This is a genomic window from Sediminibacillus massiliensis (assembly GCF_900156915.1).
GTDB classification, from domain to species: domain Bacteria; phylum Bacillota; class Bacilli; order Bacillales; family Amphibacillaceae; genus Sediminibacillus_A; species Sediminibacillus_A massiliensis.
The window spans coordinates 344,454-359,545 of record NZ_LT732535.1 but is presented as its reverse complement, the minus strand read 5'-3'; the positions used below and the strand labels follow the sequence as shown (position 1 = coordinate 359,545).

The 15,092-nt window shown below is 40.7% G+C and carries 12 protein-coding genes; 3 read left to right on the top strand and 9 right to left on the bottom strand.

Going from position 1 to position 15,092, the window contains the following annotated elements; genetic code table 11:
* Positions 1 to 29 precede the first annotated feature (29 nt).
* A complete protein-coding gene (locus CZ434_RS02460; RefSeq protein WP_077621630.1) occupies positions 30 to 2,096 on the bottom strand; it encodes a sigma 54-interacting transcriptional regulator in 2,067 nt (688 codons plus the stop codon).
* Positions 2,097 to 2,267: 171 nt separating this feature from the next.
* Here CZ434_RS02460 and CZ434_RS02455 point away from each other — a divergent pair, with 171 nt between their 5' ends.
* Genes CZ434_RS02455 through CZ434_RS02445 form a run of 3 tightly spaced genes read left to right on the top strand, consistent with a single transcriptional unit; the run spans position 2,268 to position 5,171 of the window.
* Positions 2,268 to 2,498, top strand: a complete 231-nt coding sequence (locus CZ434_RS02455) for a DUF2627 family protein (protein WP_077621629.1) — start codon at positions 2,268 to 2,270, stop codon at positions 2,496 to 2,498.
* A 34-nt stretch (positions 2,499 to 2,532) separates the two neighbouring features.
* Entirely contained in the window at positions 2,533 to 4,443 is a 1,911-nt protein-coding gene (locus tag CZ434_RS02450; protein WP_077621628.1) for a DUF294 nucleotidyltransferase-like domain-containing protein, read from the top strand.
* On the top strand, positions 4,443 to 5,171 hold the full coding sequence (locus CZ434_RS02445) for a 3'-5' exonuclease (RefSeq protein ID WP_077621627.1): 729 nt from the start codon (positions 4,443 to 4,445) through the stop codon (positions 5,169 to 5,171). The genes CZ434_RS02450 and CZ434_RS02445 overlap by 1 nt, the downstream gene beginning before the upstream one ends.
* A 42-nt stretch (positions 5,172 to 5,213) precedes the next feature.
* On the opposite strand, the gene CZ434_RS02440 is transcribed toward CZ434_RS02445, so the two are convergent.
* The 8 genes from CZ434_RS02440 to dxs all read right to left on the bottom strand — a co-directional run bounded on the left by CZ434_RS02440 (position 5,214) and on the right by dxs (position 15,027).
* Positions 5,214 to 6,569, bottom strand: a complete 1,356-nt coding sequence (locus CZ434_RS02440; protein ID WP_077621626.1) for an aspartate kinase — start codon at positions 6,567 to 6,569, stop codon at positions 5,214 to 5,216.
* A gap of 167 nt (positions 6,570 to 6,736) precedes the next feature.
* Entirely contained in the window at positions 6,737 to 7,333 is a 597-nt protein-coding gene (gene safA / locus CZ434_RS02435; RefSeq protein ID WP_077621625.1) for a SafA/ExsA family spore coat assembly protein, read from the bottom strand.
* A 105-nt stretch (positions 7,334 to 7,438) separates the two neighbouring features.
* A complete protein-coding gene (spo0A, locus tag CZ434_RS02430) occupies positions 7,439 to 8,224 on the bottom strand; it encodes a sporulation transcription factor Spo0A (RefSeq protein ID WP_077621624.1) in 786 nt (261 codons plus the stop codon).
* Between the two features lie 264 nt (positions 8,225 to 8,488).
* Positions 8,489 to 9,772 carry a SpoIVB peptidase gene (spoIVB, locus tag CZ434_RS02425; protein ID WP_077621623.1) on the bottom strand — a complete coding sequence of 428 codons (1,284 nt, stop codon included), beginning with the start codon at positions 9,770 to 9,772 and terminating at the stop codon, positions 8,489 to 8,491.
* A 203-nt stretch (positions 9,773 to 9,975) separates the two neighbouring features.
* Positions 9,976 to 11,715: a DNA repair protein RecN gene (recN, locus tag CZ434_RS02420; protein ID WP_077621622.1), complete on the bottom strand. Its 1,740-nt coding sequence runs from the start codon at positions 11,713 to 11,715 to the stop codon at positions 9,976 to 9,978.
* A gap of 62 nt (positions 11,716 to 11,777) precedes the next feature.
* The gene (gene ahrC / locus CZ434_RS02415) at positions 11,778 to 12,227 is read right to left on the bottom strand and encodes a transcriptional regulator AhrC/ArgR (protein WP_077621621.1); all 450 of its coding nucleotides are present in this window, start codon (positions 12,225 to 12,227) and stop codon (positions 11,778 to 11,780) included.
* A gap of 76 nt (positions 12,228 to 12,303) precedes the next feature.
* Positions 12,304 to 13,131: a TlyA family RNA methyltransferase gene (locus CZ434_RS02410; protein ID WP_095742953.1), complete on the bottom strand. Its 828-nt coding sequence runs from the start codon at positions 13,129 to 13,131 to the stop codon at positions 12,304 to 12,306.
* A gap of 3 nt (positions 13,132 to 13,134) precedes the next feature.
* Positions 13,135 to 15,027, bottom strand: a complete 1,893-nt coding sequence (gene dxs / locus CZ434_RS02405; protein ID WP_077625043.1) for a 1-deoxy-D-xylulose-5-phosphate synthase — start codon at positions 15,025 to 15,027, stop codon at positions 13,135 to 13,137.
* Positions 15,028 to 15,092 lie beyond the last annotated feature (65 nt).

Below are 15,092 nucleotides of genomic sequence, written 5' to 3'. Positions count from 1 at the left end.
TCCTCCCATCCGGTCACTCGTTAAAAAACTCATGAAAAATCTTGCATGCTATCCTTGTCAAGGTGGTATTTATTCATTTTATAGTACAAATTCCGGATTGAAATCCCCAGGCTATCTGCTGTTTTAGTTTTGTTTAAGTCATTTGCAAGTAGGGCGGATGCAATCATTTCTTTTTCAAAATCCTCTAGCGCCGATTGCAAGGATTGATCCTTGAAGTTCTCCCAGACTATTCCTCTGTCGCGCCCTGACTTAGATAGAGGATATAGATCCGGTAGATGGCCGAAAACGATTCTTTCCTCACTGATTTCCATAACCATCATTGCCCTTTCAATCACGTTCTCAAGTTCCCTTACATTACCGGGCCAATGATAACCTTTTAAGTATGTGAGAGCATCTTCACTGATCCCTTTTACATTCCTACCGTATTCCTGGTTCTTTTTCTGAATCAAAAAAGTGGACAGTTCCTCTATATCTTCCATCCTTTCCCTTAAAGGCGGAATAAAGATCGGGAGACGGTTCAGGCGATAGTACAAGTCTTCCCTGAAAGTTTTATTCATGATCGCTTTTTCCAAATTGACATTGGTTGCCGTAATTATCCGGACATCTACGGCTACCGGCGCATTTCCCCCTACTCGGAAAATTTCTTTTTCTTGCAATACTCTCAATATTTTTGCCTGCATATGCAGGGAAAGCTCTCCAATTTCATCCAGAAAAATGCTGCCGTTCCTTGATTCTTCAAAAAAACCTTTTCTAACCAGTTGGCCATCCTGTTCCAACCCAAACAATTCTTCTTCTAAAACATCATCTTCGACAGCAGCACAGTTCACTTTTATAAATTTATTATTCCTTCTATTACTTTCGTTATGAATAGCGTGGGCAAACAGCTCCTTGCCAGTTCCGGATTCGCCTCTTAACAATACGGTAGCCGGAGTCTTCGCACCCACTTTCGCTTGTTCCAATGCAAGTTTCATTTCGCCGGAGGAACCGACAAAATCATCAAACGTATATTTAGCTTCCAAATTACGGATTATTTGCCTTGCTCTTTTCAGCTCACTTGTCAAAGACTTTATTTCTGAAACATCGTGGAGAACCCCCACACTCCCCTTTAACACGCCGTCCACTATGATGGGAGCAACATTCACCAATACATCCTTCTTCCCAGGTCCCACCTTCATGCGGACGCCGCGGACAGCCCGTCTTGTAGTGAGGACTTTCATATGCATACTCTCACCCTCGGAAATGTCTGTAGCAGCATGTTTACCAACTATTTCATCTTCCGTCAGGCCGGTTATCCTTGTATAAGCAGGATTGATCATAATACCAATCCCATTCTCGTCCACCACACTGATTGCTTCGTCGGAAGAATGGAAAATAGCTTCCAACATCTTTTTCACTTCTTTCAACCCAGTAACTTGTTCAGCAAGTTCGACTACCTCCGTAATATCACGGAAAACGGCAAAGGCACCTTTCAACCTGTCATTAGCATCGATAATTGGAATTCTAGTCGTGATAACCTTCCTGCCGTTTTTCAACTCAAGCTTTTCGTTAACTTCTTTTTTCCTTGTCCTCAATATTTGCGGAAGTCTCGTCTGATCAATCACTTCCCTTATTGGTTTTCTGACAAAGTCTTTTTCGGGTATCCCGACAATTTCTTCGGCACGTTTGTTAGCAAAAGTAACCGATTCGTCATTATTTATGACGATCATGCCTTCATGAATATTATTCAGAATCAGTTCTTGTTTGTATGATTGCTCTTGCAACTCCCCGAGCAGCAGCTCTTTCTCTTCTAAAAGCTCAGCTGTTATGTATGCTACTGAACCCGGAATTACTACCGTCTTTCCGGCTCTCTCTCTGATAATGTCGTAGAGCACCTGCTCAGAGCCGGTAACTTCGATGACAATATCGATCTGTTCATGTATCCATCGACGCCAGTCATGGCCTGTCGGAATGTTACTTTCTTTCGCTGCCTGCAGCGCCGGAGCATTTTCGTCGATGTCAATTACCGCTACAATCTTCATTCGACTGGTTGAAGCAGAAAGAAGTTTCAACAAAGCAGTACCGCCTTTGCCGCCTCCCACGATAAGTACGCGTTTCACCTAGTCATCACCCTTGCACGTTTTTGCATACTTCCATCTTAATATTTACTGCATGATTTAGCAAGAAAACTTTGGTTTTCAACACTTGTCACCTTTGCTATACTACTTAGGAATGATTACTAGGACAGTTAAAAGACTTTGATATGTATATAGGAAGAAAGAGGAGAAAAAATGAGATTATTTGCATTAATTATCTTGCTGATACCTGGCATAATCGCCACGTTAGGTGTCAAATTAATGAGAGACGCGATATTCGGGGATTTTTATTCGATGTTTTTCCATATAGGAGTTCAATTCGTTTTCGGACTAATTTTCTTTCTAGGAGGGCTAACATTTATTGGAGGTTTTATTTTTTACAGAGACAAAAAAAGAAACCTTACAAAAAGTAAGGGGAAAAAGTAAGACATCCGGTAATTTACTTAAGGTGGTGTTTTTATTGCATGAATATATGGATGTATTCAAAAACCAATACCCATTCAATCTACTGACAGACCAGGAATTCGATTTAATAACAGACAAAGCAGTAATAAAAAAGTTTAAAACAAACGAGTTTATCATCCATGAGGAACAGGATGAAGAAAAAATCGACATCCACTTTTTAATATCAGGCCTTGCCAATAGCATCATGCACAGGTCAAGCGGAAGGCAGTTATCGATGCGTTACTATTATCCAGGGGACCTTATCGGGATGATGATCATGTTATCCAGCGGGGAAATGAAATTTTCCGTCCAAGCTCTGGAAGAAACGCAGACGTTATGCTTTGATAAAAACCGATTCATGGAAATTATGTCAAATAACACGAATTTTTCCAAAGTGGTACTGGAAGGCATCAACAACTTGATGAAAAGTCTCTATCATGAAGTGAAATACACAAGTTCCGACCTAAATGACCATTCCGAGCAGGAAATGTACACAAAGCGAGTGGACAGATACATGGAAGCACCTGTATTCATTGAGCCTGGCATTACCATAGAGGAAGCTGCAAGGATACTTCAGGAAAAAGAATTGGAAGGGATTATTGTCAGCAAAGACAAACAACATATGCTTGGGATGCTTGGTTACTCAGAGGTCCTGAAAGCTTATTTAAACAATGAACACAACAGTCCGGTAGAAAATCATATGAATACACAAGTATACTCTGTCATGTCTAAAAATTTTATATATGAAGCTTTATCCTATTTGAAGCATCATCCGACCTCGATTGTCCCTGTCTTCCACAAGGAAAAAGTCGTCGGCTTCTTAAGACAGTCGTCATTTTTCAATATCAAGGATTCTATCTATTTCGATTTGACATATCGGATTGCGGACGTCAACACGCTTGACGAGTTAAGACAGTTGTCACCGGTTTACAATGAACGTTTTCACGGATTTATCAAGGAGCTGATTGATCATGGAACATTCGGATATGAAATTTGCGAATTGATCTCAAATCTGAATGATCGTATTCACAAAAAAGTGATCAACCTCGCTGAAGAAGAGATGGTGAAAGAAGGATATGGACCGCCCCAAATCAACTATTGTTTCATCGTCATGGGATCGGAAGGCAGAAAAGAGCAAGGCTTCAGTACTGATCAAGATAACGGGATCATCCTTTCCGATTATTATCACTCAAATGATAAAGAAAGGATTACACATTACTTCAGAGTACTGAGCCAAAAAATCAATTATATGCTTGAACTATGCGGTTTTCCTCTATGCAAAGGCGGAATCATGGCTAAAGAGGAAAAATGGAGAAAAACACTATCCGAGTGGTCGGAAGGTCTCACTGATTGGATCAAAAAGATGGATGCAGAAGAGATCAGGGATTTTACTATTTTTATGGATTTCCGACCGATTTATGGAGACTACGCACTGGCTTATAAATTGCGGGAAGAATTGACACAAAAAATAGAAAAATCATTGAATTTACATCAACTCTTGATGAAAGACACCCTTCGTTTCCGAGTACCTTTCCATCCATTCGGCAGGATAATCGGCGTTGGACGTCAAAGGAATTTGAACCTTAAAAAATCTGCAATCATGCAGATTGTCAACGCTATCAGAATATATTCTGCGCGTTATGGGATTGATGACGTAAGTACCATTGGAAGAGTGAAAACTCTTACGGAATATGAAAGGTTTCACCCCAGGGATTCCGATAATGCGAAGCTCGCTTTACATCGTTTGCTAACATTCAGGCTCACCCAGAATCTCAAACAACTGGAAGAAAAAAAGCCACTTACAAACGATATTAGCCTACATGAACTCTCTAAAGAGGAAAAAAGAAGATTAAGGGAAGCACTAGCTATAGCAAAAAGACTCCAGCAAGTATTGGAACTCAGCTACAATAGGAATCGGGTGGTTTGATGTTACCGATCGATATACAAATTTTAAAGTATTTTTTCTTTGAAAAACCGATCTATCATCAGAAAATCAAACCATTTTTCGAACTGGATGCTTATCGGAAACTAAATGAACGATTAGAATATTTTCATGAAGATCCTCGAATAAGGTATCAAGATTTGGGGGAAGTATCATTTACCATTTTTGACTTGGAAACTACCGGATTAATCCCTGATTTGGGCCATGAAGTCATATCGATCGGCGCAATCCAATTAACCGGCTTGAAATATTGCCGTAAACAAACATTCCACAAAATCATCAGGCCGATAAGACCTGTTTCCAAACGGATCAAAGATTTAACGGGAATCGATAAAAGCGAAATTAAGAACGCCGGCCTTTTCATCGAGGCTTTTGACAAGTTCTTGGATTACAGCAAGGGTTCTATTTTAGTAGCACATCCTGCCAAGTTCGATATAAGGTTCCTCAAAACGATGCTGAAAAGATGGAAACTGCCGGATTACGAACCGTTAGTTGTCGATTCCCAATCGATGGCAAAATGGCTGTATCCTGGTCTGGATTATCAACTCGACCCTCTCATCCGTCATTTTGGCATAAATAAATTGGAGAGACACCATGCACTGAATGATGCAATCATGACTGCAGAATTATTTGAACTTCTGCTCGAACGTGCAATGCAAAACGGCATTTACTGTTATGACGAGTTGGAAAAAACATTAAAAAATTACACTTAAGAAAAGCGTGTCCCAGTAATTGGAACACGCTTTTCCTGCTTGTTATTCATATTCACCAAAGAAAGCTTGGTATAAGGAACGTACCGAAGCCTCAATACCAGAAGACTTGATTCCGAACATCATGGAAACCTCAGATGAACCCTGGTTGATCATCTCCAGATTAACAGCAGCGTTGGCGAATGCTTCAGTGGCTTTTTGAGCGATTCCCACCGTACTGTTCATCCCTTCCCCTACAATCATCACCATGGCAAGATCTCGTTCAATGGATACTGTATCAGCTTTCAATTCTTCTTTTATCCTTTGGACGACTCTTTCTTCCTTTCGCTTTGGAAAATTCGATTCACGAATGATTACAGACATATCATCGATTCCGGATGGAGTGTGTTCAAATGAAATGCCCTCATCTTCCAGTATGTTTAAAAGTCTGCGGCCGAAGCCTACTTCCCTGTTCATTAGATACTTGCCCACATATAAACTTAAAAAGCCGCTGTCACTAGCAATTCCAACCACTGGATTATAGGAAGTATGCTTCTCGGAAACTATATACGTTCCCAATCCTTCGGGGTTGTTGGTATTCTTGATGCAAACGGGAATACTTGCCTTAAATGCCGGGATAAGAGCCTCATCGTGAAAAACGGAAAAGCCGGCGTATGACAACTCCCTCATTTCCTTGTATGTAAGAGAAGTTATTTCTCTTGGATTATCAACAATATTCGGGTTAACACAATACACCGAGTCGACATCTGTAAAATTCTCGTATAAATCAGCTTTAACTCCGGCTGCTACAATAGATCCGGTAATATCTGACCCACCTCTGGAAAATGTAATCAATTTCCCCTCTTTTGTGTAACCGAAAAAGCCAGGAATGACTACAATCCCTTCCCTTTCGTGCAGCTTATACAAATAATCAAAGCTTTCTTCAAGAATTTGGGCATGGCCGGGTTCATCACTTACCATTATTCCGGCATCTTTAGGATTCAAATAAGATGCCTGCATGCCAATGGACTGTAAATAAACGCTTAAGACTTTTGCGAGCGAATCTTCGCCCACCGCTTTAAAGGCATCCAACTTTAACTCGCTATTATAATCGGAATTTATAACATCATGAATATCTTGCCTGATTTCCTTCAATATCTTATCGCCTAATTCCAATTCATCTGTTATATCTTTGAACCTGTTTATTACTAAATCGATCTCTTTTTCGTATGGTTCATCGTTCAAAAAGGTCTCTCCTAAATTAATCAATAAATCGGTAACCTTCGTATCTCCATCGAATCTCTTGCCAGGAGCTGAAACAACGATCACTCTTCTCTCCGGATCATCCTGGATAATTCCGGCAACTTTTCTCAACATATGGGCGCTGGCTACGGAGCTACCACCAAATTTTGCTACTTTCATTCCAATAATCTCTCCATTTAATTTATTTTTTTCTCTATTATAAAATATTATCACACTTCTTCGAATTTTTTCTACTATTCGATGGTAAGCAAGCCCCGGGCATATTGAGTGATAATTTAAAAAGCACAAAAAAACCCTGATTATCATCAGGGCCTTCTAAGATTTCATTATTTTGTGATAAACATCTGTGTCCAGTATTTTCCTTCAGCCACATATCCCACGCCTATATGGGTATAATTTTCATTTAAAATATTTTTTCTGTGGCCAGAACTGTTCATCCATGCCTGGACCACCGCATTCGGACTCTGCTGCCCTCTTGCAATATTTTCTGCAGCACTACGGTAATCGATTCCGAAATTCCTGATCATTTTAAACGGCGATCCGTAAGTAGGGCTTGTATGGGAAAAATATTGTTGATTCTTCATGTCTCGGGATTTATACCGGGCGACCCTCGACAGTTCCCAATCCGGTCTTAATGCCGGTAGCCCATATTTAGCCCGTTCCTGATTCGTTAACTGAATCACCTTGTGCTCTGTAGTTTTGACTGCACTTATTTTTGGAACGTTCAATTTCTGGTTGGGATAAATCAAATCAGGGTCATCGACCCGAGGATTCGCTTCGATTATTTCCGTAACACCAATTTTATACTTTTCGGCGATTTTCCACATCGTATCGCCGCTTTTGACTGTGTATGTAGTTGCAGCTGAAACAGTCACCGGGATACAGATTAATAAAAATGCAGTAAATAGTAAAACCTTTTTCATGCTGAACATACCTCCTTTGTGAATTAATATCTCACTTTTATGGAAGTTTATTCAGCAAAAAAAATAACCCCCAAACTAAAAATTCAGAGGTATGATATCTTTTATTTAACTCGCACGATGTTCCAAACGAAGCCTGTCGGCAACCATGGCGATGAACTCCGAATTTGTCGGCTTTGCTTTTGAGATGCTTACGGTATAACCAAACAAAGACGAAATAGAATCCATGTTTCCACGGCTCCAAGCAACCTCGATGGCATGTCTGATCGCCCGTTCTACTCGTGAAGCGGTTGTGTTATATTTCTTCGCTATATCCGGGTATAGTACCTTCGTAATCGAACCAAGCAATTCAATGTCTTTATATACCATGGTGATAGCTTCCCTCAGGTACATATAACCCTTGATATGTGCGGGAACCCCGATTTCATGGATAATATGTGTGATGCTCGTTTCCAGGTCTTTTTTCTTGTCATCTTTCTTCGCTTTTTGCTTGGACCCTTTGTTCTCAAATGAAGGAGAAATCCCATGAACTTGCCTTATCTGGTCTGCCAGGCTTTCTAAATCAAAAGGCTTCAAAATAAAGTAAGATGCACCAAGTTCGACAGCCTTCTTGGTAACTTCTTCCTGACCGAATGCCGTAAGCATGATGACATTAGGATATTTGTCCTTTTCTATTTCTTTTATCTTCCCTAATACAGCAAGCCCATCGATATGCGGCATAATAATATCAAGCACCAATATATCGGGGTCCAATTCTGAAAGCATGCTCAAACAATCTTTCCCATTATATGCAGTGCCAATTACTTCAATATCGTCCTGGTCCTCAAAATATTCTTCCATCAAGTTAATAAGTTCCCGGTTATCATCGACTAGACAAACCTTTATTTTTTCCAATATATTTCCTCCTTCGTGTAATTCCTCCTCTAGTTCCTGGTTATATTTTCGACATTTGTTCGAAATATCCTTCTTTTAAGGAAAAAACATTTAACTTTTTTCTACTTTCAAAGAATAACTCCCGCATCCTTCAATTTTCGATATGATTTGACATCAAATACACCCGGTTTGTCGAAAAATCTTTGGACATATTATATCATGTATGTATTTATTTACAATCGGAATAACAAAAAACCCTTATCATAAAGATAAGAGTCAGTGTAATCAACTTGCTTTTTCTTTGTTTCCGTAAATATCTATTCCTGCTTCGTTTAACATCCATTCTATATGCACACCATATCCTGATGTAGGGTCATTGACGAAGACATGTGTCACTGCCCCGATAACCTTTCCGTCTTGTATGATCGGACTACCACTCATTCCCTGGACGATTCCACCTGTTTCTTTTAGTAATTCTGGGTCGGTGACTTTCACAATCATTCCTTTGGTGGCCGGAAATTTCTGCGGAACGCTACTCACAATTTCTACGTCGAAAGCTTCCACTTTTTCTCCTTTAACTACTGTAAGGATTTGGGCAGGTCCCTCTTTTACCTGATACGATAAAGCAATCGGCATCGCTTGATCCATTTGACCATTGGAGATACCTTTATCTAATTTACCAAACACGCCAAATGGTGTGTTTTTGGTTATATTCCCGATTTTTTTCTCATTGGCCGAGAATTCTGCTTGTTTCTCACCCGGGGTACCGTTATTTCCTTTTTCTATTGACTTAATACTAGATCTTACAATGGTGCCGTTATGGATTTCAATCGGTTTCCTTGTATCCATATCAGAAATTACATGCCCCAAAGCACCATATTTTTTTGATTTCGGTTCGTAAAATGTCATTGTTCCAATACCCGCAGCAGAATCCCTAATATAGAGACCTATTCTGTATTTATCTTCTTTTTCATCCAAATATGGCTTGAGTTTTGTTTTAAGTTTTTCATCGCCTCTTTTAACAGTCAAATTCAATTCGGCACCATTGTCCCCGGCACTTTTGACGTAAGGAGCGACTTCTTTCATTTCTTTTATCTTCTTTCCGTTTATCTCCAGTATAATGTCGCCTACTTGGATATCGGCTTCTTCTCCTGGTGAAACTTTTCCATTTGCTGTTTCGATTTGGTGATGTCCTACCACCAATACTCCGAGTGTATGCAAATTGACACCAATGGATTGACCGCCTGGGATAATTTTTAAATCATCCAAAACATCGACATTTACCTTCTTCACCGGCAGTCCTGCAAGTTCGTAAATGACATTGCCTGATCCGGCATCAATGGCTTTAAATTCACTCGTATCTATAGCTTCAATTACTTTTTCTTCACTGTTTGCCGAAACGGTGACGTTATCACCTAAAGCCGGCAATTGGAATGAATCCTGTTTACTGAACATGGTGATTTTATTTGGAATTGAAAGAAAAGTCTGGACCGGTGAATATAATGGAATCAAGAGGATAGCAACAAGGAGCATTATTCCTATTCCATTTCGAAACCCGTTAAATTTCATTTTTCACTCTCCTCATTCCTAACCCATACAATGTTTTTTTCTGTACTCCTAATTTGACCTTAGAGTCGATTTTTTAAACACTGTAAAGATGAGAAATAAGGGGTAACTTTTCCTATTTTGTCGTGTTTTGAAAATGTACCACATGCATAATTTAAAACGGTTACATTGCAGAAGCCAAAAAACCGGCCTTTATGGCCGGGTTTTCAATCAATACGTAGCGTTTCTTTGAATTTCTCTGCCAATTTTATCAATTCTCTTGCATGCTCTTTCGTTGTGTCCGTCAATTCAGCACCTGTTATCATCCTGCTGATTTCCTCCACACTTGATTGTTCATCCAATTCTTTGACAGAAGTGCTTGTTCTGTCATTGGACACATGCTTTTCAATTAGAAGGTGAGTGTCTGCCATAGACGCCACCTGAGGTAAATGGGAAATACATAAAACCTGTGAGCCACTAGATATTCCGTAAATTTTCTCTGCAATCGCCTGGGCAACACGACCGCTGACACCAGTATCCACTTCGTCAAAAATTACACTGGTCACACCTTGGTGTTTTGAAAAAATCTTCTTTAAGGCAAGCATGATTCTGGACAGTTCACCACCAGAAGCAACTTTGCTGATTTCTTTAAGGGGTTCACCCGGATTAGTCGTAATAAGAAATTTAATAATGTCAAAACCATTAATCTGAAGGCTCACTGGTTCACCCTGTAATTCCGGTTCGCCATCTGTGCCATTTTTAATGGTGATATCCACTCCGAAAGCAGCTTTTTCCAAATAAAGGTCTTTTAATTCCAGATGGATTGCTTCAGTCAATGTATCAGCAGCGTCCATTCTAATTTCATGCATGTGCTTTGCTTCAAGCAAAGCGTCTTGCCCTTGTTCTTCAATTTGTCTTCTCAAGGAATCCAAATGAGAATCTTTGTTTTTGATTTGGTCTATTTCTTCTTCAATCTTGGAAGCATACTCCAATATTTCCGTGACTGTTTGCCCATATTTCTTTTTCAGCCTGTTTATTTCATTAAGCCTGCCCTCGATAATATTCAATCTCTCTGGATCAAATTCCAAGTTATCCAAGTATGCCCTTAAATCATAAGTCAGTTCTTCGATGAGATAGTAATGATTGGAGAATTCTTCTCTTTTTTGCGAAATCTCTTCCTCATATTCACTGGCGTTTTCCAAACTCGACAGTGCCAGAGACAGCCAGTCAAGCCCCTTCTGCTCACCGTAAAGAGCATTATAGGCATCATTGATACCCTGGTAGATGCGTTCATAGTTATTCAACTTTTTTCGCTCTTCAGAAAGCTCCTCGTCTTCCTCAGGCACTAATTCCGCTTCCTGAATTTCATTCAATTGGAATTCAAGCAGATCCAGCCTTTGGGCCATGTCTTGTTCATTTTCACTCAGTTCCCGGTAACGTTTCCTCAATGCTTGATACTTGGAATAAAGAGATGTGTACTCTGTTTTCACAGGTTCTAACTCGTCACGAATATATAAATCCAATAGTTCTATATGACGGTCAGCATCCATTAGCGACTGTGTTTCATGTTGACTGTGAATGTCAATCAATGTTTTTCCGAACTCTTTTAATATTCCCAATGTCACTAGCTTTCCATTTATTCTGCAGATGCTCTTCCCGCTCGATGTGATGGTCCGCTGTAAAACGACCATTCCATCGGTGCTTATATCTATCCCGAATTGAACACCTTTTTCATAAATCGGATGATGCGGATCATCAATCGTGAACAGCCCTTCGATATCAGCTTTGCTTGAGCCGTAACGGACAAATTCCACCGAGCCCCGTCCGCCGGTTAGTAACTGCACAGCATCAATTATGATGGATTTACCAGCACCGGTTTCTCCGGTCAGCACTGTAAGCCCATCATTGAAAGTGATGGATAATTCATCAATAATAGCAAAATCTTTAATAGATAATTCAGTTAACAAATATATGCCACCTCGTTTCGTTTAAAGTGGAACGATTTTAACTTTCGCTTATCAAGGTCGGTTTAAAGCATGTCCAGCAGTTTGTTTTTGATCGATTGGGTTTCCTTTTCCGTCCTGCAAATGATCAGGCATGTATCGTCCCCACATATAGTGCCGAGTATTTCCTCCCAATCCAAATGGTCAATTAATGCCCCAAGAGCCTGTGCATTTCCCGGAAGTGTTTTTAATACGATAAAATGGCTTGCAGTATCGATTTTGACAAAAGCATCCATTATAAGCCTTCTCAATTTCTCTAAAGGATTAAATCGCTGATCCGCAGGCAAACTGTACTTGTATCTTCCATCTACCATCGGCACTTTTACCAGATGGAGTTCTTTGATATCTCTGGATACAGTTGCTTGGGTGACATTATAACCCAAATTCCTTAAACGTTCGACTAGTTCATCTTGTGTTTCAATATCATTATCTGTAATCAATTCCCTAATTTTTATATGACGCTGGCCCTTGGTCATCATATTCCTCCATTTCTCGTACATGAAATTATGAAAAATACGCAAATGAAAAGGGCTACTGACAGCAGCCCATTACTCAAGCATCTTTTTTCAGAGACAGGTGAGCTTCGTCGACAACTTGTTCTATCCCAATCTCTTCGATGCTTGCTTCTTCCTTTATTCCATCCCATTTCAAATGAGCTAAAAACTCTATATTTCCATCTCCACCGGTAATCGGAGAAAAAGTCACTCCCATTGTCCGGAATCCTTCTGTCCGGGCGTAGGAAAGAATATTGGACAGTACTTGTTTGTGTACTTTGGCATCCCTTACGATCCCTTTTCTGCCGACCTGTTCTTTCCCGGCTTCGAATTGAGGTTTAACGAGAGCAATGACTTCGCCGTTCTCGAGCAAGATCTTACTAAGGACGGGCAGAATCAGCCTGAGGGAAATGAAGGAAACATCAATCGTCGCAAAATCAGGCAGACCACGGTCGAACATATCGCTTGTTACATATCGGAAATTCGTCCTTTCCATCACAACTACCCGCTCATCATTTCGTAATTTCCAGTCAAGTTGATTGTATCCAACATCGATTGCATAACTGAGGCTTGCCCCGTTTTGCAAGGCACAATCTGTAAATCCTCCGGTTGAAGATCCAATATCCACCATTATTTTTTCGCTTACATTTACATCAAAAAACTTCAACGCTTTTTCAAGCTTTAATCCGCCTCTTCCAACGTATGGAATCACCTTGCCCTTGACGGTCAAAGGGATGTCCACATCCACTTTCATACCAGGTTTGTCAAGCCTGGTACTTTCCGAATAGACCAGGCCTGCCATAATTGTCCTTTTAGCTTTTTCTCTTGTCTCTATTAAATCTCTTTCAACCAATAATATATCCAGCCGCGTTTTTTTACTCACTATCAATCATGCCCTTTGCTGTTTACTTGGAAGCATATGCTGTATATTTGCTATGACATCTTCCTTGGTAAGACCGATCTCGTTTAAAAGTTCCTCAACTTTACCATGTTCAATAAATCGATCCGGAATACCCATTCTTTTTATGACCTGTCCATTGTAGCCATTTTCTTCTGCGAACTCCAGCACAGCACTTCCGAAACCGCCCTTGAGTACTGCTTCTTCAATGGTGAGGATCGGCATATTCTCCCTCATCAAGCCATGAAGCATGTCATTGTCTAACGGTTTAATGAAACGGGCATTGATTACCTTTACCGACAAACCTTTTGCCTGTAGTTCTTTACTGGCTTTCATAGCCATTTCAATGGTAGTCCCAAATGTGAGAATGGCAGCATCTGATCCTTCTTTAAGTACTTCCCAACTACCGATTGGTATATTAGAAAGCGACTCGTCCATCCGAACCCCGATACCTGTCCCTCTTGGATACCGAACGGCAACAGGGCCGTCGTTGTACTCAATGGAAGTATTGACCATGTGCTGGCATTCATTTTCATCCTTAGGCATCATGACTACCATATTTGGGATATTACGAAGGAAAGCTACATCAAATACGCCTTGATGCGTTTCTCCGTCTGCTCCCACCAGTCCGGCTCTGTCTATCCCAAAGACTACATTCAAGTTCTGCCTGCATACGTCGTGAATAATCTGATCATAAGCTCTTTGCAGAAAAGTGGAATAAATAGCAAGGAATGGCTTCATTCCCTGCGTTGCCAGGCCTGCGGACATTGTGGTTGCATGTTGTTCTGCAATCCCGACATCGAACAGCCTTTCCGGAAACTCCTGATGGAACTTTTCCAGTTTTGACCCTAAAATCATCGCAGGAGTGACGACGGCCAATCGTTTATCAGTCCTGGCTATCTTTTGCAAAGTACCGCTGACCACTTCGCTCCATGCCGGAGGACCTCCGACAGGTTTAATTTTTTCGCCGGAATCGATTTTATAAGGTCCCACCCCGTGCCACTTATCCTTTTCATCCAATTCTGCCGGTTGATAACCTTTTCCTTTTTGGGTGATGACATGGACAAGGACCGGCCCTTTGGTTTTTTTGGCATAATTAAGGTTTTCCTGTAAATCGTTAAAATCATGACCATCGACTGGACCGAAATAGGTAAAACCAAATTCTTCAAACAACATACCCGGAACCATGAAGTATTTCATACTGTCTTTAATTCGTTCCGCTGTTTGGGCGAGACGTCCGCCCACCGCAGGAACCTTCTTCATCAACCATTCCAGTTCATCTTTTACACGGTGATATTTCCCTGCGCTCCGCATCCGTCCCAGTGCATTGTGCAAAGCTCCTACATTATTGGCGATCGACATTTCATTATCGTTCAGAATAACAGTTATATCCTTTTTTTCATGGCCGATATGATTCAAAGCTTCCAATGCCATACCACCTGTCAAGGCCCCATCACCAATGATCGGGATGACATGATGATTTTCTTTTTTAAGATCGCGGGCAATCACCATCCCCATCGCGCCGGAGAGGGAAGTGGAACTGTGGCCTGTCTCCCAGGCGTCATGTTCGCTTTCCCGCATTTTAGGAAACCCGCACAGCCCTTTATATTGACGCAAAGTATCGAACTGTGACGTGCGTCCGGTCAAAATTTTGTGGATATAGGACTGGTGACCGACATCAAAAAGAAACTTGTCCTTTGGACTATCGTACAATTTATGAAGAGCAAGTGTTAACTCCACTACTCCTAGATTTGCTCCTAAGTGCCCACCTGTCACAGACAGTTTTTCAATCAGGAACTCACGTATTTCTGCTGCTAATCTTTCCAAGTCTTCGTTTGACAATGATTTTAAAAACGAAGGATCTTTGATTTCATTAAGATCCATTTTGGGAGTCCTCCCCTTCATCACTAATTTCTGCTTGCCTGAATGTGCCAATGCAGAAGCTCTCA

Excerpts from the sequence above, each read along its gene's own strand:
- spoIVB (WP_077621623.1), bottom strand. The coding sequence starts at position 9,772 with ATGAAATTTAACGGGTTTCGAAATGGAATAGGAATAATGCTCCTTGTT.
- ahrC (WP_077621621.1), bottom strand. The coding sequence starts at position 12,227 with ATGACCAAGGGCCAGCGTCATATAAAAATTAGGGAATTGATTACAGAT.
- CZ434_RS02455 (WP_077621629.1), top strand. The coding sequence starts at position 2,268 with ATGAGATTATTTGCATTAATTATCTTGCTGATACCTGGCATAATCGCC.
- dxs (WP_077625043.1), bottom strand. The coding sequence starts at position 15,027 with ATGGATCTTAATGAAATCAAAGATCCTTCGTTTTTAAAATCATTGTCA.
- CZ434_RS02440 (WP_077621626.1), bottom strand. The coding sequence starts at position 6,569 with ATGAAAGTAGCAAAATTTGGTGGTAGCTCCGTAGCCAGCGCCCATATG.
- CZ434_RS02445 (WP_077621627.1), top strand. The coding sequence starts at position 4,443 with ATGTTACCGATCGATATACAAATTTTAAAGTATTTTTTCTTTGAAAAA.
- safA (WP_077621625.1), bottom strand. The coding sequence starts at position 7,333 with ATGAAAAAGGTTTTACTATTTACTGCATTTTTATTAATCTGTATCCCG.